At 37.2% G+C, this 25404-nt stretch carries 15 protein-coding genes; 13 read left to right on the forward strand and 2 right to left on the reverse strand.

Features of this window, described 5'->3' with window-relative positions; translation table 11 throughout:
* Positions 1-16: 16 nt before the first annotated feature.
* Both ACLI1A_RS11970 and ACLI1A_RS11975 read left to right on the forward strand, forming a co-directional pair.
* Entirely contained in the window at positions 17-658 is a 642-nt protein-coding gene (locus ACLI1A_RS11970; protein ID WP_411408892.1) for a hypothetical protein, read from the forward strand.
* Between the two features lie 43 nt (positions 659-701).
* Complete coding sequence (locus tag ACLI1A_RS11975; protein ID WP_411408893.1) at positions 702-4160, forward strand: DEAD/DEAH box helicase family protein; 3459 nt, start codon at positions 702-704, stop codon at positions 4158-4160.
* 46 nt (positions 4161-4206) lie between these two features.
* On the opposite strand, the gene ACLI1A_RS11980 is transcribed toward ACLI1A_RS11975, so the two are convergent.
* Complete coding sequence (locus tag ACLI1A_RS11980; RefSeq protein WP_411408894.1) at positions 4207-5652, reverse strand: RNA repair transcriptional activator RtcR family protein; 1446 nt, start codon at positions 5650-5652, stop codon at positions 4207-4209.
* A gap of 302 nt (positions 5653-5954) precedes the next feature.
* On the opposite strand from ACLI1A_RS11980, the gene ACLI1A_RS11985 reads away from it, so the two are divergent.
* Genes ACLI1A_RS11985 through ACLI1A_RS12000 form a run of 4 tightly spaced genes read left to right on the forward strand, consistent with a single transcriptional unit; the run spans position 5955 to position 8836 of the window.
* Positions 5955-6227, forward strand: a complete 273-nt coding sequence (locus ACLI1A_RS11985) for a hypothetical protein (protein WP_411408896.1) — start codon at positions 5955-5957, stop codon at positions 6225-6227.
* A 6-nt stretch (positions 6228-6233) separates the two neighbouring features.
* Positions 6234-7256 carry a CBASS cGAMP-activated phospholipase gene (locus tag ACLI1A_RS11990; RefSeq protein ID WP_411408897.1) on the forward strand — a complete coding sequence of 341 codons (1023 nt, stop codon included), beginning with the start codon at positions 6234-6236 and terminating at the stop codon, positions 7254-7256.
* Between the two features lie 4 nt (positions 7257-7260).
* The gene (locus ACLI1A_RS11995; protein ID WP_411408899.1) at positions 7261-8202 is read left to right on the forward strand and encodes a cyclic GMP-AMP synthase DncV-like nucleotidyltransferase; all 942 of its coding nucleotides are present in this window, start codon (positions 7261-7263) and stop codon (positions 8200-8202) included.
* Positions 8195-8836 carry an SEC-C metal-binding domain-containing protein gene (locus tag ACLI1A_RS12000; protein WP_411408900.1) on the forward strand — a complete coding sequence of 214 codons (642 nt, stop codon included), beginning with the start codon at positions 8195-8197 and terminating at the stop codon, positions 8834-8836. The genes ACLI1A_RS11995 and ACLI1A_RS12000 overlap by 8 nt, the downstream gene beginning before the upstream one ends.
* Here ACLI1A_RS12000 and ACLI1A_RS12005 read toward each other — a convergent pair.
* Positions 8833-13263, reverse strand: a complete 4431-nt coding sequence (locus ACLI1A_RS12005) for an AAA domain-containing protein (RefSeq protein ID WP_411408902.1) — start codon at positions 13261-13263, stop codon at positions 8833-8835. The genes ACLI1A_RS12000 and ACLI1A_RS12005 overlap by 4 nt on opposite strands.
* A 160-nt stretch (positions 13264-13423) precedes the next feature.
* On the opposite strand from ACLI1A_RS12005, the gene ACLI1A_RS12010 reads away from it, so the two are divergent.
* The 7 genes from ACLI1A_RS12010 to ACLI1A_RS12040 all read left to right on the forward strand — a co-directional run bounded on the left by ACLI1A_RS12010 (position 13424) and on the right by ACLI1A_RS12040 (position 25371).
* Positions 13424-17095: a DEAD/DEAH box helicase gene (locus tag ACLI1A_RS12010; protein WP_411408903.1), complete on the forward strand. Its 3672-nt coding sequence runs from the start codon at positions 13424-13426 to the stop codon at positions 17093-17095.
* A 416-nt stretch (positions 17096-17511) separates the two neighbouring features.
* Positions 17512-18195, forward strand: a complete 684-nt coding sequence (locus tag ACLI1A_RS12015; RefSeq protein WP_411408904.1) for a DUF1345 domain-containing protein — start codon at positions 17512-17514, stop codon at positions 18193-18195.
* Between the two features lie 24 nt (positions 18196-18219).
* Positions 18220-19143: a patatin-like phospholipase family protein gene (locus tag ACLI1A_RS12020; RefSeq protein WP_411408905.1), complete on the forward strand. Its 924-nt coding sequence runs from the start codon at positions 18220-18222 to the stop codon at positions 19141-19143.
* Positions 19144-19280: 137 nt separating this feature from the next.
* Positions 19281-19586 (forward strand): GNAT family N-acetyltransferase, encoded by a 306-nt coding sequence (locus ACLI1A_RS12025; protein WP_411408906.1) that lies wholly within the window; start codon positions 19281-19283, stop codon positions 19584-19586.
* Complete coding sequence (locus ACLI1A_RS12030; protein ID WP_411408907.1) at positions 19579-20193, forward strand: alpha/beta hydrolase; 615 nt, start codon at positions 19579-19581, stop codon at positions 20191-20193. The genes ACLI1A_RS12025 and ACLI1A_RS12030 overlap by 8 nt, the downstream gene beginning before the upstream one ends.
* A 551-nt stretch (positions 20194-20744) precedes the next feature.
* Positions 20745-24413 carry a gliding motility-associated C-terminal domain-containing protein gene (locus ACLI1A_RS12035; RefSeq protein WP_411408908.1) on the forward strand — a complete coding sequence of 1223 codons (3669 nt, stop codon included), beginning with the start codon at positions 20745-20747 and terminating at the stop codon, positions 24411-24413.
* 376 nt (positions 24414-24789) lie between these two features.
* On the forward strand, positions 24790-25371 hold the full coding sequence (locus ACLI1A_RS12040; protein WP_411408909.1) for a PhnA domain-containing protein: 582 nt from the start codon (positions 24790-24792) through the stop codon (positions 25369-25371).
* Positions 25372-25404: the final 33 nt, after the last annotated feature.

Raw genomic sequence — 25404 nt, forward strand, 5'->3', positions numbered from 1 at the left:
AAAAAACTAACCACCTATGAATACCATAAAAATCATTCCTCAGCTTAATATAGTAAACGGCACCCTTGTTGCCGGAAGTTTAAATAATCATGAAAAGGTTTTCCTGAAACAAGGTTCGGTAGACGGTGCCTGTGGTCCATACTGCCTCTTTATGGCGCTACTTATTTTAAACGTTATCAGCTATAACGAAGCCACTAACCTTTGGTGGATTAAGCGGAGTACACGTTTTGGTAAAATGCTGAAGAAAATGCAGGAGCACGATAATTTGTTTCAGGGAGGCACTCATTTGTATCAACTCGAAGAGCTACTGCAAGGTAGTTTTACAAGTACATTAAATACTACGGTATCAGATGCGCGGGGTAAAAATCTTATAAAGTTTTTACAAGTGGAACTATCTGAAAATAAGCCGGTACTGTTTGGGGTAACGGGTAAAAATCTTGCGCATTGGTTGCTTGCCATTGGCTATGAAGAAGATTCTTCAGGTAACATCTCTAAGGTTTTATTCCTCGATCCTTCCGGCAAGGAGCTTCCCAATTATTACAACGGTATTATAGATATAAGTAACTCGTATGCGGGTCGCTATCCGTATATATGGGTAAGCGAAAGCGATGAGCTAAAAATAAGCCTTGAAGAAGGTATTTCATTTGCTTTGAAATAATAATGAAAATTTCCTACTTTAGTGCTGCCAACCCTCACAGTGCATGAACAGTAACTTTACTTTTTTACAGGCCGAATTTAAAGACCTCTTTACCGAGATAACCGAAGCGGAAAAGCACACCTTTACCGCACCGCGTTATGCTGCGCTGTTATGCCGCAGTACGTTAGAGAAATCGTTGTTCTGGCTCTATAAAAATGATGAAGACCTGCAACTGCCGTATGATACCAAGCTTGGCGCACTATTGCATCATGAAGATTTTAAGGCTATTATAAAACCCTCTATGCTCATAGAGCTGGATATTATTCGGGTTAACGGCAACAATGCTGCCCACGGCAAAACCGTAAAGGCATTGGAAGCCTTGCAGTCGCTAAAAAATAGCTTCAGGTTTTTGTCGTTTATCAGCAAATACTACAGCGCTGCCAACCCTGAGATACCGCCTTTTGACGAACGGTATATCCCTTATGGCGATACCGCCGACAAAAAGCTACAGGAACTGCAAACCCTCGCCGACACCCTCGAAAAAGAGCGTGAAGAAGCCAATGCAGCCCTAAAAACACAGCAACGTCTGCTGGAACAAAACGAGGCAATGCGCCTGGAACTCGAAGCACGCCTGGAAGAAATTGCCCGCCGTAAAGAAGAACGCCAGGAAACATTTACTGTAGAACAAGCCATACCGGAGTTAACCTCAGAAGTTGAAACACGTAAGTTATTAATAGACTTATTACTTCGCGAAGCCGGTTGGGATAAACTGAAAGAAGGCCGCGATAAAGAGTTTGAAGTGACAGGTATGCCCGTAAGTACCAACCCGTCGGGGCGCGGTTATGCCGACTATGTACTATGGGGCAACAATGGCCTCCCACTTGCTGTAGTGGAAGCCAAGAGTACCATATACAGCAATAAAAAAGGAAAGCACCAGGCGAGCCTGTATGCCGATTGTCTCGAAAAGATGACAGGGCAACGCCCGGTAATATTTTACAGCAATGGTTTTGAAACCCATATTTGGGACGATACTTTTTATACCGAACGCGAAGTGCAGGGCTTTTATACCAAGGAAGAACTGCACCTGCTTATAGAGCGTCGCACATCGCGTAAGGATTTACGGGAGTTTAGTGTAAATACCGGTATTGCAGGAAGACCATATCAGTTATTAGCCATCCAGCGCGTAGCCGAAACACTGGCGACTACGCACAACAAAACATTAAGGGGCAGGAACCGTAAAGCATTGTTGGTTATGGCTACAGGTAGTGGTAAAACACGTACCGCAGCTGCTATGGTAGATATGCTTACCAAATGTAACTGGGCAAAGCGTATACTTTTCCTCGCCGACCGCAATGCGCTGGTTACACAAGCTAAAAACGCGTTTAAGGAATACTTGCCGCACCTTTCGGCTATAGACCTTACCAAAGAAAAAGAAGACAATGGTACACGGGTGGTGTTTTCTACCTACCCAACCATAATGAATAAAATAGACAGCCTTAACGATAGTGAACGTTTTTATGGTGTAGGTCATTTTGATGTTATTATCCTAGATGAAGCACACCGTTCGGTTTACGATAAGTACAAGGCTATCTTCAGTTATTTTGATAGTATTTTAATCGGTCTTACTGCAACGCCTAAAAAAGACAGCTCGCTTAAAAATACTTACACCCTTTTTGATATAGAGGATGATAATCCCACCTTCGCTTATGAGCTTAATAAAGCTGTGGAAGAAAAGTACCTGGTGCCGCCAAAAGCGTACAGTGTGCCCTTGAAATTTCCACGGGAAGGTATAAAGTATGAGGAGCTGTCTGAAAAAGATAAGGAGCGTTTTGAGGAAATTTTCGGGGTACATATAGGCCCTGATAACGAAGTGCTGAATATTGATAAAAATAAGATTAACAGCTGGCTTTATAATAACGACACTATTGATAAAGTACTGGATTATCTAATGACCAATGGTCTTAAAGTAGCCGGAGGTGACAAACTGGGTAAGACTATCATTTTTGCGAAAAACCACCGTCATGCTTTATTTATAGAAGAGCGTTTCAATAAAAACTATCCTGAATATGGTGGCAATTTCCTACGTGTTATTGATAACTACGAAGACAAAGCCCAAGATTTATTAGAGAAGTTTTGTGAGTTTAAGACTGGCAACGAACTGGAACCACAAATAGCAGTATCGGTAGACATGATGGATACCGGTGTAGATGCGCCACGGGTGCTAAATCTGGTATTTTTTAAAGCTGTAAAAACCTATTCTAAATACTGGCAGATGATAGGCCGGGGTACACGCCTTTGCCCAGATATTTTTGAGCCTGGAGTTGATAAGGAACATTTTCTTGTCTTTGACTTTTGTGGTAATTTTGAGTATTTCAATGAGTTCCCTGATGGGGAAACACAGAAGGTAACGTTGTCACTTTCCCAAAACATTTTCAACACAAAACTAGAATCCATACTGGTTATCCGGCAACTTCAAAATCCTACGCCTGAGCAGGAAGAACTTCAGGTGCTTTATACCGATGACCTTTATGAATCTATAAATAACCTAAGTGAAGACAGGTTTGAAGTACGCAAGCACTGGCGTTATATAAAAGAATATAAAGACCGTAACCGCTGGAACAATATTACAAAAGTTGACCAGCTTGATATACAAAGTAACCTGTCGCATCTTGCAGCGTACAAAGATGATACCGATGAATATGCAAAGCGTTTTGATTTGCTAATTTTGAAGCTGCAACTGGCATTAGTAACCGGTCATAAATCACAGGTGAGGCATATTACTGAAATCAACGAAATAGCAAATCTTCTCTTTACAAAAAGAAATATCCCGGCAGTTAATGCAAAAATTGTGGTAATCCAAAAGCTACAACAGGAACAGTTTTGGACTACCGTAGATGGTATTCAACTAGAAGAAATCAGGAAGGAAATACGCGAACTGATTCAGTTTTTGAAAGACGAAAACAAGTTGGCACCTATTTATACCCCTTTTACCGATGAGCTGGATCTATCAATGGTCAGCGAGCCTGATATTATAGGTAATTACCCTAACCTACAAAGCTACAAAGACCGCGTAGAGGCTTTTATACGTAAAAATAGGACTGAAAATCTGGTTATAGACAAATTGTATAAAAACCTTCCTATTACACCGGCAGAACTTGAGTTGTTAGAACAGTTCTTGTTTAATGAAGCTTTAGAAAGTAAAGACCGTTTTGTAAAAGAATATGGTGAGCAGCCTCTTGGTAAATTTATCAGGAATATTATTGGTCTTGATATAGAAGTGGCTAACCGTTTATTTGCTGACTTTATATCAACCGGAAACCTTAACGCCAATCAGATAACATTTGTACAGAAGATCATCGACTACCTCAATAAGAAAGGAGTTCTTGATAAAACACTTTTAACCCAATTTCCTTTTACCGAAAATGATGACAGGGGTATTTTTGGTATCTTCCAAGAAGACGATAAAGTTTTTGAAATTATCAGGGTCATTAATGAGGTGAATAGTAATGCTGGGGTTGTCTGAATCTAGTGGTTGTGCTTAATCTGTAAGTTCTAAATCACAATATTCATCATAATTTAATTTCATAATCTTTTATTTTTTTTTCCAAAGTGTTTATCACGCAGCCCAACAACTTGGCAGCTTGTTGCTTGTTTTTAGCTAATTTCAACACTTTAATAATATGCAGCTTTTCGGCTGTTTTTAAATCTAGCTTGAAATCATCAGTAGGATTTAGCAATCTTGTCGGTAGTGTTTCCATCGACACTGCGTCACTATTAAAAACGTACAAATTTTCAATTAAATTTTCAATTTCACGAACATTACCAGGAAAAGGATAATTTAATATAAATTGTTCAACATCTTTTGCCAGACGCAATTTTTTAGGTCTTTTAAACAACTTCCGTTTAGACTCTATGAAAAAATCAATCAGTTCCTTTTTCTCTTTTACCCCTCTATCCCGCAAAGGAGGCAACGTAAGCTCAGTTACGGCAAGGCGATAGAATAAATCCCATCGAAAATGCCCTTTTGCACACCTCTGTGGCAGATTCCTGTTTGTGGCTGCTATAATTCTTACATCAATCTTCTTCTCCTTAGTGTCTCCTATCCTAAGAATTCTCTTTTCCTGAATAACCCGTAATAACAATTGCTGCATATAAGGCGAAATATCCCCGATCTCATCTAGGAAAATAGTACCGCCATGTGCTTCCTCCAATAACCCTTTATGATCAGCTACTGCACCTGTAAAAGAACCTTTTATGTGACCAAACAATCGCGACTCAAGAAGTTCATCCGTGAAGGCAGAGCAATTTAAGGCAATAAATGGCTTTCCACTCCTTGCAGAATTCCTATGTATATAATTTGCCAAATGCTCCTTGCCAGAGCCACTCTCACCAAAAATTAAAGTAGTTACCTGGTCAGCTTTAGCTATCATCTCAGCTTTTCCATAAATAGGATTCAGCGAATCAGTTATAAGATAATCCTCTTTATAATCTACAACACTTTCTTCCTTAATTATACTCCCACCTGGAATGGTAGATTTTATCACCGTCATATCCAGCAACTCGGCCTTACTGGTTTTTGAATGCTCTTTGGGACGCACCTGAAACATCCTCGTATTAAACATCCCAGACTCATGAATCAGATACCAAGAAATCTGCATAGCGGAAGTACCGGGAGAAAAGAAAATATTAATCTCATCATCCTTATACGCCCTCATCAACAAACCTTCTACCTTACTTTTAATTTGCTGTATATCGATAACATCCGTAATATCCAGATACTGAGTCTCAATACGACGGTTAAGATGTCTTTTACTTAGCTCAGTCCGTAATTGTTCAACATATACATCAGGCTCATCTCCTTTCTGAGAAGATAAGATAACGTGTCTATCATGATTGAAGAAATCTTTATGAAAGTTAAAGGTAGGCCCGTTTTCATTGACCCCGATAATTTGTTTTGTTTCTAGATTTCTTGAAAAATCATGCATAGTAGCAATCCACGAAATTAATGTTCTCATATCATTTTATGATAATTATATTCCAAATATTGATATAATAAATAACAAAAGCAAGATAAAATCAATGAAATTTTGCATGGCATAGTATTCGCTTTACATGGATCAGTTAAACAAGAAAGGAGGTATATAAATGACAAAGAAAAATCAGTGCACAGAGATGCAGGAACCGGAAAATTTGTAACGAAGAGTTATGCGTACAAACATCCCAAAACAACTATAAAGGAAACAGTAAAAAAATCCAAATGATAACTGGAACTATCCGCTGAAGATGGTTTCAATTTTTAAACAGTAAAAATTTGAATATGGCAATAATAATTACCTACGACATTCCCTCCAAACATCGGGAATTCAAAGAAAAGATGTTTGAATTGGGTTATAAGGATAGAATTCCTGGGGTAAAAAATTGTAAAACTATTTACTTTCCCAATACAACGCTTTATCACGCGAGCAAATCAGCGGAAACAGCAAGAAATGATGCGCAAGCGATTACGCGAGCGCTAGGTATATCATTAGAAAGATGTGTTTCAACAATCTGGGATGACTGGTCAGCTGTGTGTGGAGAACCATTTAAATAATAGGGCATGGACAAAGAAGAGAACAAAAAATTCAAAATACTCTCTATTGACGGAGGCGGGATAAGAGGTCTTATCCCTGCCAAAGTCTTGGCCGAGTTGGAAGAAGAATTACAAAAGGAAGAACCCGACAAGGCGCTGCATGAACATTTTGATCTTATCTGCGGCACCTCAACAGGAGCGATCCTTGCAATAGGCCTTGCGTTGGGCATACCAGCAAAAGAACTTGCAAAATTCTATGAAGATCATGCAAAAATTATCTTCCCAAAATTTGTCTTTCGTTTTCTGCCTCGAAAAAGCAGAGCTTTCTTTAATGCTATCTATAGCAACAAGCAATTGCTAAAAAAGCTAAGAGAAGTTTATGCAGAAGCTAATGGTGGTCAGGATCCGCTTATGAATGACCTTAAAAACAAAGTCTGCATACCCGCATTTAACGGAAACGACGGTGCTATAAACGTCCTCAAAACCAAACATCATCCGGAATACAGGAGAGACTATAAACTTCCGGCATACCATGTAGCAATGTCCAGCGCCTCTGCACCGGTATATTTTCCGCCCCATACCTTTTCATTTAAGAATGAATTTGGGGAAGGAACCAATATCAACATGATCGATGGGGGAATATTCGCCAACAATCCTGCATTGATAGGCGTGTTTGAAGCAACCGACAAGCTAAATATCCCCATTGGAGATATCGCACTCCTATCGTTGGGTACTGGTCAGGGAAAACAAATCATAAAACGCACATGGCGTCCAAAAAACGTATTCGACTGGCTATTCCCCAATCCTAAGTTGGTAGACTTAGTATTGGATACACAAGCACAGATCACAGAACAATACTTACTCTTTCTACAGCGAGCATTGGGCAAAATAGGCAATACATTCAGCCATTTGCGTATCCAGCACGATATGAAAGGTGACAATATTGAACTCAATTCTTCCAAACAAAAACACATAGACCGCATGAAGTCTATCGGCGAAGAATTAGCAAAAAACAGATTAACAGAAATTTTAAACTTTGTAAAACAATAATAAAATGGCAAACTGTCACAATTTATTTCAGGAATATCATAGCGATATATCCATAGGTTCAAAAAAGAACGAGAGAATGAAGGATTCGAAAGAAGGGCTTCGTAAAAAAATCATAGCTTGGTTCAAAGAAAACCATCCGGATTATGTACCCTACTTCTATATACAAGGGTCTTATAAAATGAAAAACGGCATTCGCACAGCAGAAGATATATGTGACCTCGATGACGGTATCTACTTCTTTCGGGAACCCGATGTATCCGCATCAACCCTCAAGGAATGGGTAAGACAAGCCGTAGACGGCTACACTGCTACAGCACCAGAAAATCGTAAAAAATGTGTACGCTCCATTTTTGCCAACGATTATGAAATAGATCATCCGGTTTACTACAAAATAGACGGACAGGAATACAAAATCGCAGTCAAAGGTGTTGGTTTTGAAAACAGCGACCCGAAAGCAGTAGTAGACTGGTTTGTATCTAAAAAAGACAAAGAGGGTCGGTTGGTACGAACCATTAAGTATCTCAAAGGATGGGCAGACAAACAAAGTTTTAAAATGCCTAGTGGTTTGGCATTGACAATACTGGCCACCAATGCAAAAGAAAAAATTGTACTGAATCAACGGGATGATATCACGATGCGTGACATTCTCAAAGAAATCAAAAAAGCCCTAAACAATAAATTTGAATGTATAGTCCCTGCAGTACCAAATGATGATTTGCTGGAAGACTACTCAAACAAAGAAAAGTTTTTAGAAACGCTCGAAAAATTCATAACAGATGCAGACTCAGCAATTCGGGAGACGAATCAAAAAGAATGCAGCAAACTGTGGCGCAAACATCTCGGAGATAGATTTCCTCTGGGAGAAGACAAAGAAGAAAATAATTCACGTAGTTCAGCGGCAGCAGCGGCAGGAGCTGCCACATCCTATCCCTTTGGTTATGAATAACGCATACATCCGATTTATAGAAGAAGCTGCAGAAACCATAAGCAATTTTCCCGACTTACATTTACATAGTCGGGAAGATGCTCTTCCATTCCTGGAAGGCACAATCAACCTGTTAGATGAAAACAGAGCCGCATATGACACTTACGCCATACGCATAGAATGCTCTCCCGATTATCCTAATAGCTTCCCGCTTGTATATGAAACACAAGGAAGATTGCCACATAATATAGATTGGCATCTGTATAATGATGGACATTTCTGTATCTGCACACCCATAGAAGAATACATTCACTGTGCACATGGAATTTCGCTTACCTCTTTTATCCAAAACCAGGTCGTGCCTTATTTACACAACCAAAGTTTTAGAGAAAGAGAAGGCTACTTTCTTCACGAACGATCCCACGGTCTGCAAGGCATCTTAGAATCTTTATATGACATGCTACAAACCAGAGACATAGATAAAATGTATTCGCTGCTAATTTATATCTATAAAAACGACACCCCGTCACGCACCTCAAAATGCTTTTGCGCAAGCGGTAAAAAATACAGACACTGCCACAGAGAAGCCTACCAGTTGATAAAAAGTATGGGACAAGATCGATTGCGTTCCATCATCTTATCCCTAAGATGCTAATTCGTAATCAGCTCATAGCTAAAATGTTCATTAGTAGCATACCAATCCTGATCCGGACTATCATAAGACACCGTCTCCTCTCTGGCAATAAAAACTTTATTAAGTTTAGGGGTTTTCGCCAGCAACTTCCTTAGATTCTGGTCACGGTTCACAGGATTCTGGTATACAAGAATATAATTATTCAGAGGATATTGACTCATAAAATCATTTAGGAAACCGGCCACTCCATTTACATTGTCAAGATCCAGATTAGACAAAGAATTAGCACAGGTCAGCACAACAGTATGAGGAAATATAAATTCATCTCTATAATAAGCCGGATTATTTTTTTCCAACCCCTCACACAAATCAAAGGTATCAATAGCTTTAAATGCCCCTGATTCGCTAAATTCTCGAGCCTTGTTCAGCATTGCCTCTGAAATATCAACGCCTAGATAATGAACCTTTCGACTGACTTCATCCTTAAAGACATTATTAAAAGCCAGAGAAGCAGTCAAAGGACCGCAACCAAAATCTATGAACATTATTCTACCTTCCGTGTTCGCAAATCTCGAAGCGAAAAAAGGTTTATTATTTAAGAAAACATGTTGTAGGGAAATAAATTGTTTTCTCATATCCCAATAACAATACAATAAAACATTGTCTTTTGGCGTAAAGTAATCAAATAAACTCTGACCATCTAGAAAATCTAAATTTTGGGCATAATTAAAATCAATTTGTTTATCAAAATCAGCCGTACCGTATTGAATAAGATTGTTACGCGTAAAATCAGTATTTAACCCTAATATCTCATTAGGCCATTTAGTACGTCTGTCATTTTTGATTACATTCACCACTTTATTTTCAAACATCGTTTTAAAAGGGTCACTAATTACGGAAAAAGCTGCTACCATATTAGATGTAGTTTTATCTGGAAAATAAATAGGTAAGCCTGATATTATATCAGACAGAGATGTATTGATGTAAGCGCCTTTTGATTTACAATACTCTATCAACCTCAGATAAATAAGATTATCCGACAATATAGTATCATTGCCTACTAATATCATCTGCTCACGAGCTCGTGTGAGAGCTACATTTAATTTACGATCTACATCACCCTCATCATTCAAATTAATCATTCCTCGCAACTGGAATGGATTATTTACGGAAAATGAGTAAATAACAATATCCCGTTGACTTCCCTGAAATCTTTCTACAGAATCGACCGTTATTTTATCATAATCAGGGATATTTTCCTCCTCCATTTTATGCTTAATGAGTGCTATCTGATTTCGAAAGGGAGCAATAATCCCCAATGTTGTAAGCGGATCAAAGGACTTATTATTGCTTTTGTATAAAGCCATGATTTCCTTAACAACATAAACAACAAAATCGGCTTCATAAACATTGGTTTTTCCATAAAGATCATTAGCCTTCTTATTGTTAAAAAAGACCAGCCTCTTTTGACTCAGCAACTTCCTGACACTATTGGTGCCGGATTCTGAAAATTTTAAATCCTCTACCTGACGTAGCAATGTTGTCTTGGCTGTTACATCTATGCCCGGCGCATCACAAGCTTCACGGAGTAAGCCATTATAAAACGCATAATTTGGAAATAAGGAAATATCTTTATGCATACGTCCCTGATAAGTTAAGGTAGCGTATGAATCAATAAGTTTATTACTTTCACAAAATTTATAGAGGCGCTCAAACAGTGAATTTTTTCTGTTGTAAAGGCCAATAGATTCAAGTGATATATTTTTAGTCTTAGATCTTTCAGCAGACTGGAGCGAAATTGCAGGCAATTGTTTATGATCACCAATAAGTATAAACTTTGGGGCTTTTCCTAAAATACCTATTAATTGAGGTTCCAAAATCTGGGACGCTTCGTCAACTATTATATAATCAAAGCCTTTTAGGCTAAAAATATGTTCTTTACTACCTATGGATGCCACAGTTGATACATAAACATTGTTGGTTTGGATAATACGAGATACTTCAGCGCGATCAAATTTATTCCCTGAGGCCAAAAGGTCTTTTTCTCTCGATTCCATTACCACATCCAATAGATTGCGATGATACTCTGAACTTGCAGATAACCTTGATCCAAAGCGAATAAAATTGAGGTCACTGGTGCTAGTACAAGCATTGTTAATTGCCTCACAAAGCTCATCAACCGCGCGATTTGTATATGCCATTACAAGAATACTTTTGCCAAGATTGATAAGTTCTTTTACTAGATTCTTAATAATGATGGAAGTTTTTCCTGTACCTGGTGGGCCATTCAATAAAAAATAGCGGTCTGCCGATAAAGCTTGGTTAATAACCATTTGCTGTTCATGATTCACAAAAGAATTTTTATACCCATAATCTTCCCCTTTACCAGGGTGTTCCAACGTCAAAATTAAATTTTTGAAGGAAGAACTTTCCTTCAGGAAACTATAAAGATTGCGATACATGAAATTAAAAGCAGTTTCCATGAAATCACTCTCCAATGCCCACTTTGCATGGCTTCCGAAAGAATTAAAAAATACTTCATTGCGTTGTTTATACCGAAAATATACCGTAACCGAGCTCGTGGAAATATCTTTTATAGTACATTTGAAAATCTGACTATTAGAAACTAAATCCGATTCACTGTTTCGTGGATACAACAAGCAAATGTCACCTACTCTGAAATTCACATTTCTGTTTTCAGCATTCGTTCTATTGAATATGATAATTTGTTCTTCTTGATTAATTTTATTGATTGCAATTTCTAGATCATATAGAATCTCGAATTTTTCTTTCTTTTCCTCGAAACTATCCAGCCAAAGTCGTGCTAGACCATTTGAGCCAATTTCTCTATCCTTTTCAGCACCTCCCACTTTACTGAGAAAATGCTCGTATGAGACATAGTTTAAAAACGAAATGAAATAACTCTTTTCAAGATTTGAAGCCGAAACTATTGGGCTAAGAAAATTATCTATTTGAGGCTCTATCTTATTTCTGAAGTTAGGATGAATATCTCTGTTAATAATATTTTGAGAATTAATCAGTGCTAAGAGATTCGCAGTAGATTGCTCATCATCTTTCGCGAGAAGATGCTCAATTGTGATAATCTTATTTCTCAGATTGATCACTTTTTGAAATTCGTTCATAAAAGCACCTATATTCCTCATATTTCCGCGATCGGGTTTCGAATACAAGATAAACCCCTGCACTTTAGAATTGATCTTTCCGACGCTCAGCTTTTCTATTTGCGAATAAAGAAGATAGTACATAAACAACTGAGCCTGATGATTACCCTTGATGCTAATACCGTCATCTGGAAAAGGAGCGCTACCCGACTTCAGCTCAATAATTTTAGAAATACCTTCGCCTTTTTTCCAGTCAAGCATATCCATCCTTCCTTGTAATCCAAACTTCTCAGACAAAAAAGAAGGCTCCAAGGAAATATTTTCCAAATCAATACTCAATTGCAAAAATTCATTCTCAATTGTCTGCTTAATCTTAAGAAACTGCTGTTGGCTATCTTGATAATATGTACGAAAATGATGTTCTTCAGTAATATCTTTACATGTAGTGTACTCAAATGGACTAGTTCTGAAATGTTTGAAAAAAGTTTTAGCAAACTCTACAGGAACCGAAGGATTAGAAAATACTTCGTCAACAACGAGGTTTGCAAAGTTTCCCAATAGTATATGCTTAGTATTAGCCACCGACTCAAACTTTGATTTAAAAAACAATAATTCCGTTTCTCCGTAATCTTGTATACATTCTGAAACAGAAGAAACATCCAGTAGATAATCCGGTTCCAAAACGATAATATTAGGATGAAAAACTTCATTCGCATCAATAGAGATATCCACAAGATATAAAACAGCACCCACCCAAAGATCTTTACAAGAGGTAAATACTTCGTTCACGCCGGGTTCCAATATTTGGATCGTAACCAGCTTATCTGGAGCAAACTCAAAAGAAGATTCTTTAACACTTAAAATATCAATATGGCAAACCAAATGATTGATTCTCTTTTCAATAATACTGACTTTAGCTTCTCTTAAATGGGCATTTTTAATCGGGCTAAATTGCTTTGCATTCTTTTCTTTCAACAAAAAAGTATCCGGAATATGAATACTATATACAACACGAAGAAATTCAGCAAAAAGAGAAATATGATACTTGTAATCATCATCTAAAGGGACAAGACCTTCATGTAAAACTTTATTTGCGGTTACGCGTAACCCGTGGATAGATCTGTCGGTTTTATATTCCTGACAAACATAACTTAACCGTGAAAAAAAATCTGAAAATTGAACAGGGACTGTTGATGTAAGATTTTTGCAGACTTTTTCCAATAAGCTTCTTAGTTGGGGATATTTTATTGATAATGAAAAAGTTTTATTACTATGAATACTTTCTAATTCATCTAAAAACTCTATCCCGACAATTTTTTTAATCATTATTAAAGAGGATTGATTGAGTATTGACTAATTTAAGATAAATTTATATACATTAAAGATTATATAATAAGTAATCATAATGATAACTTTTCTCTAATGTAACATTGCACATTGATTTAAATTATAAAATTTCTAAAACAAGTTATTTAAAAAAGCCAACATGAAATTTTCAGAATTCTACTCTAACAAAACAATTAAAATCTTGACTGAACAAAATACAGGAAAGAGAAATCAAATATTTGTACTTCTTGGACAAACGGAATTAATTGATAAAACTACTTTTTTAGACAACATAACAGATGTGGAGACTTTTCACTTGAATGGAAATGAAGATCTGTTTGATAAAAATTGGTTTACAAGCGTTTTCACAAAATTGAATTATGAAAAACAATTCCATTTACTATCCTTTCCGCAATTTAGTTACTTAATCAACTATATTGACAGTTCATTCTTTAAAGACAGAGTAATAATAATTCAAGATAATTTAAGACAACTCTTTCCAATAAATAAAAATGAATATTTGGAGGAAAGCAGTGATGAAAATATCGAAACACGACCAGAAAAAATACCAGTATATCAAGCTGAACAAATACAAATTAAAGATTACTTCTTTTATGCTGTAAAAACATTGAGCGATGACTTTACTACTATAAATCTTTTTGAAGAAACAACTGAACTTATAGAATCCGACAATTCCGATTTTGAAAATATTGATATTAGTTCGGATCAAACTGCATTAGATTTCTTTTTAAATTCCTGCATTTTAGAGAACAATTTCCAAAAGAATGCAATTGTAAAGATCTATCCCAAACAACCAATCAATAGCTCAATAATAAAAAATGTTGAAAAGGTAAACTATGTATTAAATCTTTTTGGAGGCTCATTAAATCTTCTAAAAGAAGAAATAATCAAAGAAGATTATCAAGTTAATCAGTCAACAAAAGATTTACTTCTAAAATATTGGGGAGAAAAAGCAGAATTTCGAGGATTAAAAGTTTATCGAAATCCTGATATTGGAAATCAAGTATCAGAAATTTCACAAGGCTTAATTGTCGAAACAATTATTAAGGAATACGAAAATTCAAAAAGAAATGAAAAAACAAGAGATTTGTTTTTAACTGCTCCTACCGGTGCAGGTAAATCTCTTCTTTTTCAATTGCCTGCATTTTACGTTTCTCAAAGTGGCGACATTACAGTTGTTATTTCCCCATTAATTGCATTAATGAAAGATCAAGTTAATGCTATTATTACAGATCGTAATTTTGATAAAGTTGCTTACTTAAATAGCGAATTAAGTTTAATAGATCGTGAAAGAGTTATAGAAAATTGCCAAAGCGGAGAAATCGACATTTTGTATATGTCGCCTGAACTTTTTATGTCTTATGATATTAAACATTTTATTGGCGCAAGAAAACTTGGTTTACTCGTGATTGACGAAGCCCACCTAATTACAACTTGGGGAAGAGATTTTCGAGTTGATTATTGGTTTTTAGGAAATCACGTTAGAAAAGTAAGGAAATATCACAATTTAAGTTTTCCAATGGTTGCAGTTACTGCAACAGCTATTTATGGCGGTGCTAACGATATGGTTTTTGATAGTATTGATAGTTTAGTAATGCATAATCCACACGTTTTTATTGGACAAGTTAAAAGAAGTGACATAACATTTGCTGTAAATAATCACGATCGTTTTTCAACGAATTATGAAAGTAACAAACTTGCCCAAACAGTTGATTTCATCAAAAAAATAAATGAAGTTGACTTAAAAACTTTAGTTTATACGCCTTACACAAAACATATTCGTCAAATAATCGACAAACTCAACAATGATAATCTTGAGATTGCAACAGGTTATTACGGAGCAATGTCTGCTGAACAAAAGGAATTTTCATTTAGACAATTTAAAAGTGGTCAGAAAAAAATAATGATCTCTACCAAAGCATTTGGTATGGGTGTAGATATTTCCGACATCGAGTTGGTTTATCATCACGCACCCTCGGGTTTATTACCTGATTATGTTCAAGAAATTGGTAGAGTTGCACGAAAACCAGAAATTAAAGGATTTGCAGCTTTAAATTATTCTACTCAAGATCAGAGGTTTACAAAAGCACTTCACGGCATGTCTGCGTTAAGACAATATCAAATAAAAGAAGTTCTTAAAAAAATACACAAAGCATACATAAAAAACAATAAAAGCAGAAATCTGCTTTTGTCGGTAGACGATTTTGGGCATATTTTTGAAAATGCAATTGATCTTGACCAAAAAGTCTTAACAGCATTAATGATGATCGAAAAAGATTATTTGGCAAAAACTCGATTCAACGTAATTATTGCAAGACCTAAAAAGTTATTTGTTCGAGTTTTTGCAAGGATTTCCGATCAACACTTATCTATTTATAGGGCTAAATACGCTGAAACTTTTACACATATAAGTTCTTTAGAAAATGGAAATAACATTATAGAAATTGATTTAGATAAATTGTGGTATCAAAACTTTAATGATAAAAGTTTTCCAATAGTAAAACGAGATTTTTATACAGGTTATTTATTCCGAAATGATGGAATTGAAGTAATTCCACAACTAAAAATGTCATTTGAAAGATTAGATACTTTCAACAATTTATATCAAAAATTACAATCTTTATTTGCAAACATTCAAACCATCTTTGCAAATTTTGAAGGTTCATTCTTCAATCAAAAAGAATTAGAAACCGAATTAAATAAATTTTTAAATGACGAAGTGAAAGCGGAAAAAATCAGCAAATTCATACTTTCGTCATATTCAGGTAGACTAATTCAACCAGGTGTAATAGAAGCAAATGCTTTTTTACAACAACGCAGAGAAATAGATGGATACAAGTATAGAATTTTCAACAACCAATATTTAGCAAGTTTTACAGCACTTTTAAAAAGACTAAATAATTTGTTTGGAAATACTGATGAATACATTGTAAATCGATATGTAACAAATAAAGAATCCAATTCTATAAACTATGTGAGACTTGGATACTTTCTTGAAATGCTTGAATCTGGAACTTTTGAAATAAAAGGCGGAGAAAATCCGATGGTTTTCATTCGTATAAATGATCCCTTGAGAATTGAAAGAGATTCAAACAATAATAGTTACAATAATACATTATTATCAAAAACTTTAGAAAGACATCATCTGAGTAATCAGATTTTTGATCATTTCTTTTTACGTAGTTTTTCAAACGATGAGCGTTGGGATTTTATAGAGGATTTTTTCCTTGGATCAGATGTTGATATTTTATTGGATAAACATAAAGGTGGCGAAGCAAATAATTTGAACATCATAGAATTTTTAGACAATAATTCTACACCTATTAGAACTGAAGCAACAGAATTAGATGAAAAGAACAACATTCACATTTTTCATCCAAATTCAGAATCATTTTACAATAGCACAAATTTATTGACAATCGATAACGAGCAAGGAATAAGAACGATGAAAATTTCCGAGTGGTTAGTTGAAGATCCTGTTAGTCTTCATACAATCTTTCAAAAACACAAATTCAAAATTGACGGTAAAATATTTGAAATTTTGGTTTCAAAACTTAAAGCAAACCACTTTGAACATTTTCGTGATAGTCTTGGACTAAATATGCGAATTGACTTTAAAGGTTATGATATACAAGTAAAGGCAATTGTTCCTTACAAAGACAAACCCGTAGAATTTTATAAATGGTGGTGTAATAATAAAGATCAACTAAATATTACATTTAAAGAAAAAATGATTTTGCTTGATAGAGTTCTTTTTCTACAACCAAATGCACTTCAAGAAGAAGACTATAAGATTATTATGAATCGTTAATTAAGCTCTGAGTCAACAAGTACAGATGAATCTCTTAAAGTCATATATAGTTTCTCAAAATATACTATATTTGTATTATAAAAATATAACAACTTTGCAAGTTACCCTATCAGTGTACCTGCTATGATATAATATTGTGAAAACCCCTGTTTGCTGGTGTTTTTCAAAGTTAAGGGAAGCCTCTTTCTCCGCCATCTGGAGTTTGAAAGAGAACTTCTAAGAATTAAAAACCTTTGAATACATCAGTATTTAAAGGTTTTTTTGTTTTAAGCATATTTGTAGCGTATTAAACTTTAGTAAACGATGAAGACATAAAATATCTTTATCTTCTAATTTCAATTACTCTTACAGTAATATTTTTTGCGATAAAATTTGTAACTTTAAAACATGCGGCATAAGCCTGTAAACACAAATCAATGCGTAAAAAATCGATACTTTCCCGCTGGGTAGCTAAAACAAGCGGATATCATAAAATATTACTTTCCCTGTTGCTTTCGCTGTGCGTTACACTGGCTTTATTACCACTGCACATCAGCAGCATATCACGCTTAATAATCAGTTGGGATATTTTTGCAATTGGAATAAGCAGCATGATGTGGCTGCTATTTTCAACCACAACCGCAGACGAACAAAAAGAAATTGTACAACGTCAGGATGACGATATAGCGGTAATATTTGCTATTGTACTTGTATCGGTATGTATAAGTTTTACAGGAGCGTTATTGTTAACCTTTAATAACAATTCATCAGATTTTGATAAAGGGTTACGCACTGTAGCCACCATTGCTGCAATAACATCTTCTTGGGTACTACTCCATACTATTTTTACTGTGCGATATGCGCATTTGTACCATGATAGCAGTATTGTTAAAACCGAAGACAAAACCGGCGGAATAGATTTCCCGAACCCAGAACCACCGGACTATATAGACTTTGCTTATTTTTCATTTGTAATAGGCATGACTTTTCAGGTGTCAGATGTTACCATATCATCTAAAACCATAAGGCGCTATGCACTAATGCATAGTCTTATTTCATTTGTATTTAATACCATAATTGTGGCACTTACAGTAAACATACTTGCGGGTGCAAACAAATAATAACATAACGATATAAGCTAGTAAATGAATGCATTGGTAATTTCAGGAGGTGGCAGTAAAGGCGCTTTTGCAGGTGGGGTAGCAGAATATTTGCTAAAACACTGTAACAGAGAATACGATATTTTTGTAGGTACCTCAACGGGCAGTTTGCTCATTCCACTTCTTGCCGTTGGAAACATTGAGCGTATTAAAAAACTGTATACCACTATAGAGCAGTCCGATATTTTTACTATATGCCCGTTTAAGATTAAAAAGAAGGATGGCTTAGTAAAAATAAGCATGAACCACCTGGGTATTATAAAACAATTTATACGAAAGCAGAAAACACTGGGTGACAGCACCAATCTCAGGAATCTGATACGTGATAGTTTTACCAAAGCTGATTTTGAAAAAATAAGAACGCTGAATAAGGAAGTTATTGTAACTGTAGCAAATCTTACTACCCAACAAATAGAATACAAATCCAGTAACGATTATGAATATTCTGATTTTTGCGATTGGATTTGGGCATCATGTAACATGGTGCCGCTTATGAGCCTCTACAGAAAAGACGGTCAGGAATATGCCGATGGCGGATTTGGAAACCTTATCCCGTTACAACAAGCCATAATAAAAGGAGCTTCAACTATAGATGCTATAGTACTAAGACTTGAAAAAGCAACCTATAGCTATCCTCCATTACAAAACGTTCTGGATATTTTTGCACGGACAAGTGATTTTATGCTTAACCGTATAGCCAATGACGATATACTTATATCGCAGCTACAAGCCGATAAAAAGAATGTACACATTAGTTTCTATTTTATCAACCGATTACTTACTACACGCTCCTTTATTTTTGACAAGGAAGAAATGACAGCATGGTGGCAGGAAGGCCTGGATCATTTTAAGACCACAATACATGAAAGCCACGTGCTACAGGTACATCCTGATAGTTATGAAATATAAAAATTAATAAACTTAAATCTGTCAGGTAATAATTGTTACTCCAGTCAAATGTAGTAACTCCACTGTGTTAAAACCTTTTTAGTTGTACATTTGTTAAGCAACACACAAACGGTGTTTTTATCCCACAATTAACAACTATGATTGAAATAAAATTAGAACTCGACGAACGTCAACACGGCGTCTTCAACTTATATGAAGCCGACGAGAAACTGGGCGAAATGGTAATTTCCATAAAAGACAGTGTACTAACCTTATACCACACCGGTGTAGAAGAAAAAGCTGCCGGAAAAGGCTTTGCCGGACAACTACTTGCCACTATGGTGACTTATGTACGAAACAATAATCTCATGGTACGTGCTTTATGCCCTTATGTACATGCGCAGTTTAAAACGCATCCTGAAATGTATAATGATATTTGGCTTAAATCTGAAGGTGATGAATAATTTAGTAATAAAAGGCCCCCCACTTTCACCTGAATCGAAAGTATTGGTTATGGTGCACGGACGTGGCGCCGCAGCACAAGATATTTTATCTATTGCTAATTACCTTAATGTCGAGGGTTTTACCCTTGTAGCACCTCAGGCTGCAGGGCATACCTGGTATCCTTACTCTTTTTTAGCACCTCCTGCCCAAAATGAGCCTTCACTCTCATCATCATTACAGGTAATAACCGATACGATAAATCATGTAAAAGAAGCCGGGGTAACCGATGAAAATATTTACTTTCTCGGTTTTTCGCAGGGAGCGTGCTTGGTTAGCGAATATACCACTCGAAATGCAACCCGATATGGAGGAATTATTATATACACCGGCGGGCTAATAGGTGACCGGATTTATACCGAAAATTATAAAGGTAGCTTTAACGGAACATCCGTATTTATAGGAACAAGTAATCCCGACTTTCATGTACCGGTAGAACGTGTGGAAGAAACGGTAAAAATTATGGAAAGTATGAACGCAAAAATAACGCTTAGAATATACGATGGTATGCCACACACCATAAGCCAGGATGAAATAACACTTACCAATCAACTCATTTTTGGGGAATAAATTAATCTGCCTAAAAAAGAAACCTGAATAAACAAACGAAAACCCGGAGAGCGCGTAGTCATAGACCGGGTTTATTTATTTACAGTACCGACGGGAAAATTCGAATTAGAAGTGTTTTGTAGTAGCGTAATCGAAAGTTAGACGAATATAAAATGTAGTGATACCTTTACATTACAGCTACAAAACACACGGTAAGCAAAAAAGCGTTGCTGTAAATTATATGACTACAACGTATGAAGTTACAAGCATTGAATTGTATTACAAAATCAGTTTATTTTTTCCCTAAACCCTTTAAAAACAGTTATCCGCAATAGTAAAAAATAAGCAAAATTTGTTAAATGTCACGTTTTTTACACTGTTAGTCGCTCTTTTTAAAGGCGCTTCACATATGGTTATCAATACTTTAACTGTTTATATAAGATAAATTTGTAGCCTGACCTCAAAACAAAGCTATTTATATCCGGCCACATCAGGATATAATTAAAATTTATCAAAACTAAACACTTGTATCCATGAATGAGAGGAACAGGAAGCGATACTTCGCTTCTGAAATGAGAAACTTAATCTGCCTGTTACTGCTTACACTACCTGTTTCTTTGCTTGCCCAAAAGCAGGCAGCCATATGGTATTTTGGAGGCCAGGCAGGACTGGACTTTAACAACGGTGCGCCTGTAGCACTTACTAACAGCGCTCTTACCGCCGGCGAAGGCTGTTCTACTGTATCAACAGCAGACGGACAATTACTGTTTTATACTAATGGTGTAAACGCTTATAACCAAAACCATTTACCACTGGCTAATAGCGATTATCAGGCGGGCTCTAATAGTTCTACACAGTCGTCTATTATTATCCCTAAGCCTGGAAGCACTACCATATACTACATTTTTACCACGAACAGCATGGACGGCTACCTGCCTATGGGACTAAACTACTACACCGTAGACATGACCCAAAACAGCGGACTGGGTAGTATAACCGAAGTAAACGGTGGTCCTCTTGGTCCGTCACTTGCTACTAACCTTGCCTCTCCCGTAGCAGAAAAACTCACGGCAGTGCATCATACCGATGGAGAAAGTATTTGGGTTATCTCACACAAATCCGGCAGTTCTGATTTCATTGCATTTCTGGTAAGCAGTTCAGGAGTAAACGAAACTCCTGTAGTAAGCAGTGTAGGTTCTGTACATAACTATTTATTTATTCAATCCATGCTATGGGAAGAAAATAACTTACCGGGCGAAATGAAAACATCTCCAGACGGAACGAAGCTTGCAGTAGCAAAAGAGTACTTAACAAGCAACTTCGTTACCTCTCCTACCATATCGGGAGGTGTAGAACTTTTCGACTTTGATGCATCAACAGGTATCGTGTCAAATCCACGAAACATAAGTACAAGACACAGCTATGGAATAGAGTTTTCTCCGGACAGCAAATTATTATATGCAACAAGTGGTGTAAACATAATAGGCACCTGGAATACTTTGCTTCAGTACGATACTTCAAGCGGAACCGAAGCGGGCATACAAGCCACAGAAACTACTCTTTTTACTTCAAGTCCATGGACGCCGGGAGTAGGAGGATTACAATTGGGCATAGATGGAAAACTATATGTAGCAAAACTACAAGGCGGGACTTCTCTTCACGTAGTAAACAATCCTAATATTCCGGGTACAGCATGTAACTTTCAGGAAGCAGCCATTAGCCTTGGAGGAAAATCGTGCTACAATGCCCTACCCAATTTTATAACCTCATGGTTCCAAGCACAAACCGTAGAGTTTAACGGCATTTGCGAAGGTACTGATACGAATTTTGAAATCAATTCATACGCTACAATTGTAAGTGCTAACTGGGATTTTGGCGACCCGGCTTCGGGCAGTGCTAATACCTCAACTGACATTACTCCCACGCACAATTATACACAGGCAGGAACATATTCGGTTAATGTAACCTTTGAAAATACAGCCGGAATTACTGCTACAAGGACTATTCCTGTAACCATTACAGCAGCTCCGGTAACCAATACTGTTACTAACCTTCGCTTATGTTCTGATGAGAACACTGCAACGTTTAACCTTTCGGCACAAACCGCTGCAATATTAGGCGCACAATCTCAGGCAGATTTTACCGTAACCTACCACACCAGCCAGGCCGATGCAGATAGTGGTTCCAATGCTATAACTGGAGATTTGTCGGCATATTCATCCGGAGCCGCTACTATATTTGTAAGAGTTGTTTCGGGTGCTACAGGCTGTCTGTCTACTACAAGCTTTAATCTTATTATAGATGCACTGCCTACTGCAGGCCAGGCTACAGCCATAACACTTTGTGATGATGCTACCGCTGATGGCTTTACCACTTTTGACCTTACACAAAAAGACAGTGAAATAATTAACGGTGAAACAGCTAGTACCGTAGCATATTATACTACACAGGCTGATGCTGAAGCAGGTATTAATGCCATAACTACACCAGCAGCATTTACCAATACCGTTAACCCGCAAACCATATATGCAGCACTAACCAATGCTGCCGGATGTAATGCCATTACATCTTTTAGTATTAACGTTCAGGCGGCTCCTGTAACAGGCGCGGCTACAAACCTTACAGCCTGCGAAACCACCGCCGGCAGCGGCAGTGCGCAGTTTGACCTAACGTTACAAGAGGCAACAATAATAAATGGACAAACAGGGGTTACCGTAACATACTATACCTCTCAGGCTGACGCTGAAGCCGGTACAAATGCTATAACAACTCCTACCGCTTTTAACAACACAACAAATCCACAAACTGTATATGCAGCCGTAACCAATGCTTTGGGCTGCAGCAGTTATACAACGTTTAGTTTAGGTGCTTTTGCCCTTCCGGTTGCAGGTAACGTATCGAATATCCTGGTATGCGAAACCACAACCGGCAGCGGCAATGGGCAATTTGACCTCACCCAACAAAATGCAGCATTAATAAATGGACAGGCTGGTGTTACAGTAGCATACTACACTACCCAGGCAGATGCTGAAGCTGGTACCAATGCAATAGCAACACCTGTCAACTTTGTGAATACAATTAATCCACAAACCATATACACAGTGCTTACAAATGCTAACGGATGTAGCAGCTATGTAACATTTGCTGTAAATGCTACTGCACTGCCTGTAGCCGGTACTGTAACAGGCCTAAACCTATGTGAAGATGCAGACGGAAGTGCCACTGCACAATTCGACCTTACACAACAGGAAACAGCTTTAATCAACGGACAGGCGGGCATTACGCTGGCGTACTATACAACTATGGCCGATGCCGAAACAGGAAATAATGCAATAGCATTGCCGACAGGATTTACAAATACCCAAAACCCTCAGCCTGTGTATGTTTCTCTTACCAATGCCGCAGGTTGTAAAACGGTAACAAGCTTTAACCTGAATGTTACCCCACTACCGCAGCCGGGAATTGCCAACAACATGAGTAATTGCGATGGTATTGTTATAGACGGTTCGGCAGAATTTGACTTAACGGAACAAAATGCCGATATAATAAACGGACAGCAAGGACTTACAGTAAGTTACTTTACAAGCCAGCAGGACGCTGATAATAACACGAATGCTATCGTTTCACCAAACACATTTGTGAATACACAGAATCCACAAACCGTTTACGCAAGGCTGAATAATGGTAATTGCTACGGTACTACAAGTTTTACACTAACAGTACTCGATGGGCCCGAAATTAGTACACCGCTTGTGGTGGAGGGTTGCACAGCATTTGACCTAACTATAGCTGAAGCACTGTTAAGCCCGGAAAACATTTATGATTATTACGCTTCTGAACATGATGCGCAGGCAGGCACTAACGCCATAGCCAGCCCCGAAACCTATGCCCCGGGCGTACCCGAAACTACTGTATACATAAGGGCAGAAAACAACAATGGCTGCTTTAGTATAGCACCTGTTAGCCTGGTACAAGGTAATTGCGAAATACCAAGGGGAATATCGCCGGGAGACAATGACTACAACAACAACTTTGACCTGACGAATTTTGATGTAAAACACATTAGCATCTTTAATCGCTACGGACTTGAAGTGTATAGTTATAATGGAACATATACTAACCAATGGAACGGCCAGACAAATAACGGAAACGACCTGCCTACGGGAACCTATTTTTACGCTTTTGAAAACAACCGTGGCAAGTCATTTACCGGATGGGTATACATAAACAGGAACAATTGATTATTCTATTTTTTTTCCTGCGGCAGCCTTCTCCCATTACCACCTGTTGTAGCATACATGGTTTAACCACATAGTACATAGTTTTTTTTGAGCCAAAAAGAGTACACAAACCGAATTTAAACATAGCAGTGATGAAGCGAAGTTTTTTGTGTAACTTAAAGATTTTACGGGATTTTTTTGGCTATGGAATGTGTAAGGTTAAAAAGATTCTTTTATAAGAACCGTATAGATATAATAGAAAAAGGGGCTGCTGCAAAGCTAAGGAAGCCGGGCTGTGTCCCGGCTTTTTGCTATAAATTATGCACAAAATACATGATATTACTCATAAGTAATTGCTGGGCGAATTGTTATCTTTGCAGCCGTTAATCATTCATTCATGAAATTAGAAGACATCCTTAAACAACGCAGCGGTAACATTTGTGAACTAAGCGGCGCAACCGAAGGTTTAGTAATTTACGAAGTGCCTTTTGCTAAGAACAAAGGAGCCGAAAGCGCAGTGCTTATCAGTGAAAAATGCCTGAACCAGATAGAGAAAAAAGAACTGCCTGATAATAAATTTTGGGAAGGCTTCCTGCTTACAGCCATGTGGAGCGAAGTACCTGCAGTACAGGTAATAGCCTATCGTATGCTGAACCGTTTCCGTAATGAAAGCTGGGCTGCCGATGCGCTGGAGATGATTTACCTTGATGATGATAACATGGAATGGGCACAGGCCAGTGGCGATCACCTGGGCGACGGCAACGTTCAGTTACACATGGACAGTAACGGAAACATACTGCAAACCGGCGATACTGTAACACTTATAAAAGACCTTGACGTAAAAGGATCATCGCTTAATGCCAAGATAGGTACAGCGGTGCGAAACATACGCCTGGTACACGATAACCACGAACAGATAGAAGGAAAAGTAGAAGGACAAACTATTGTTATCCTTACAAAATACGTAAAGAAACAGTAATTATTCCGTAATAATCTCAGCAGATTCTTCAAG

The sequence above is a fragment of the Flavobacterium sp. RHBU_3 genome (assembly GCF_046613565.1).
In the GTDB taxonomy this organism is placed as follows: domain Bacteria; phylum Bacteroidota; class Bacteroidia; order Flavobacteriales; family Flavobacteriaceae; genus Flavobacterium.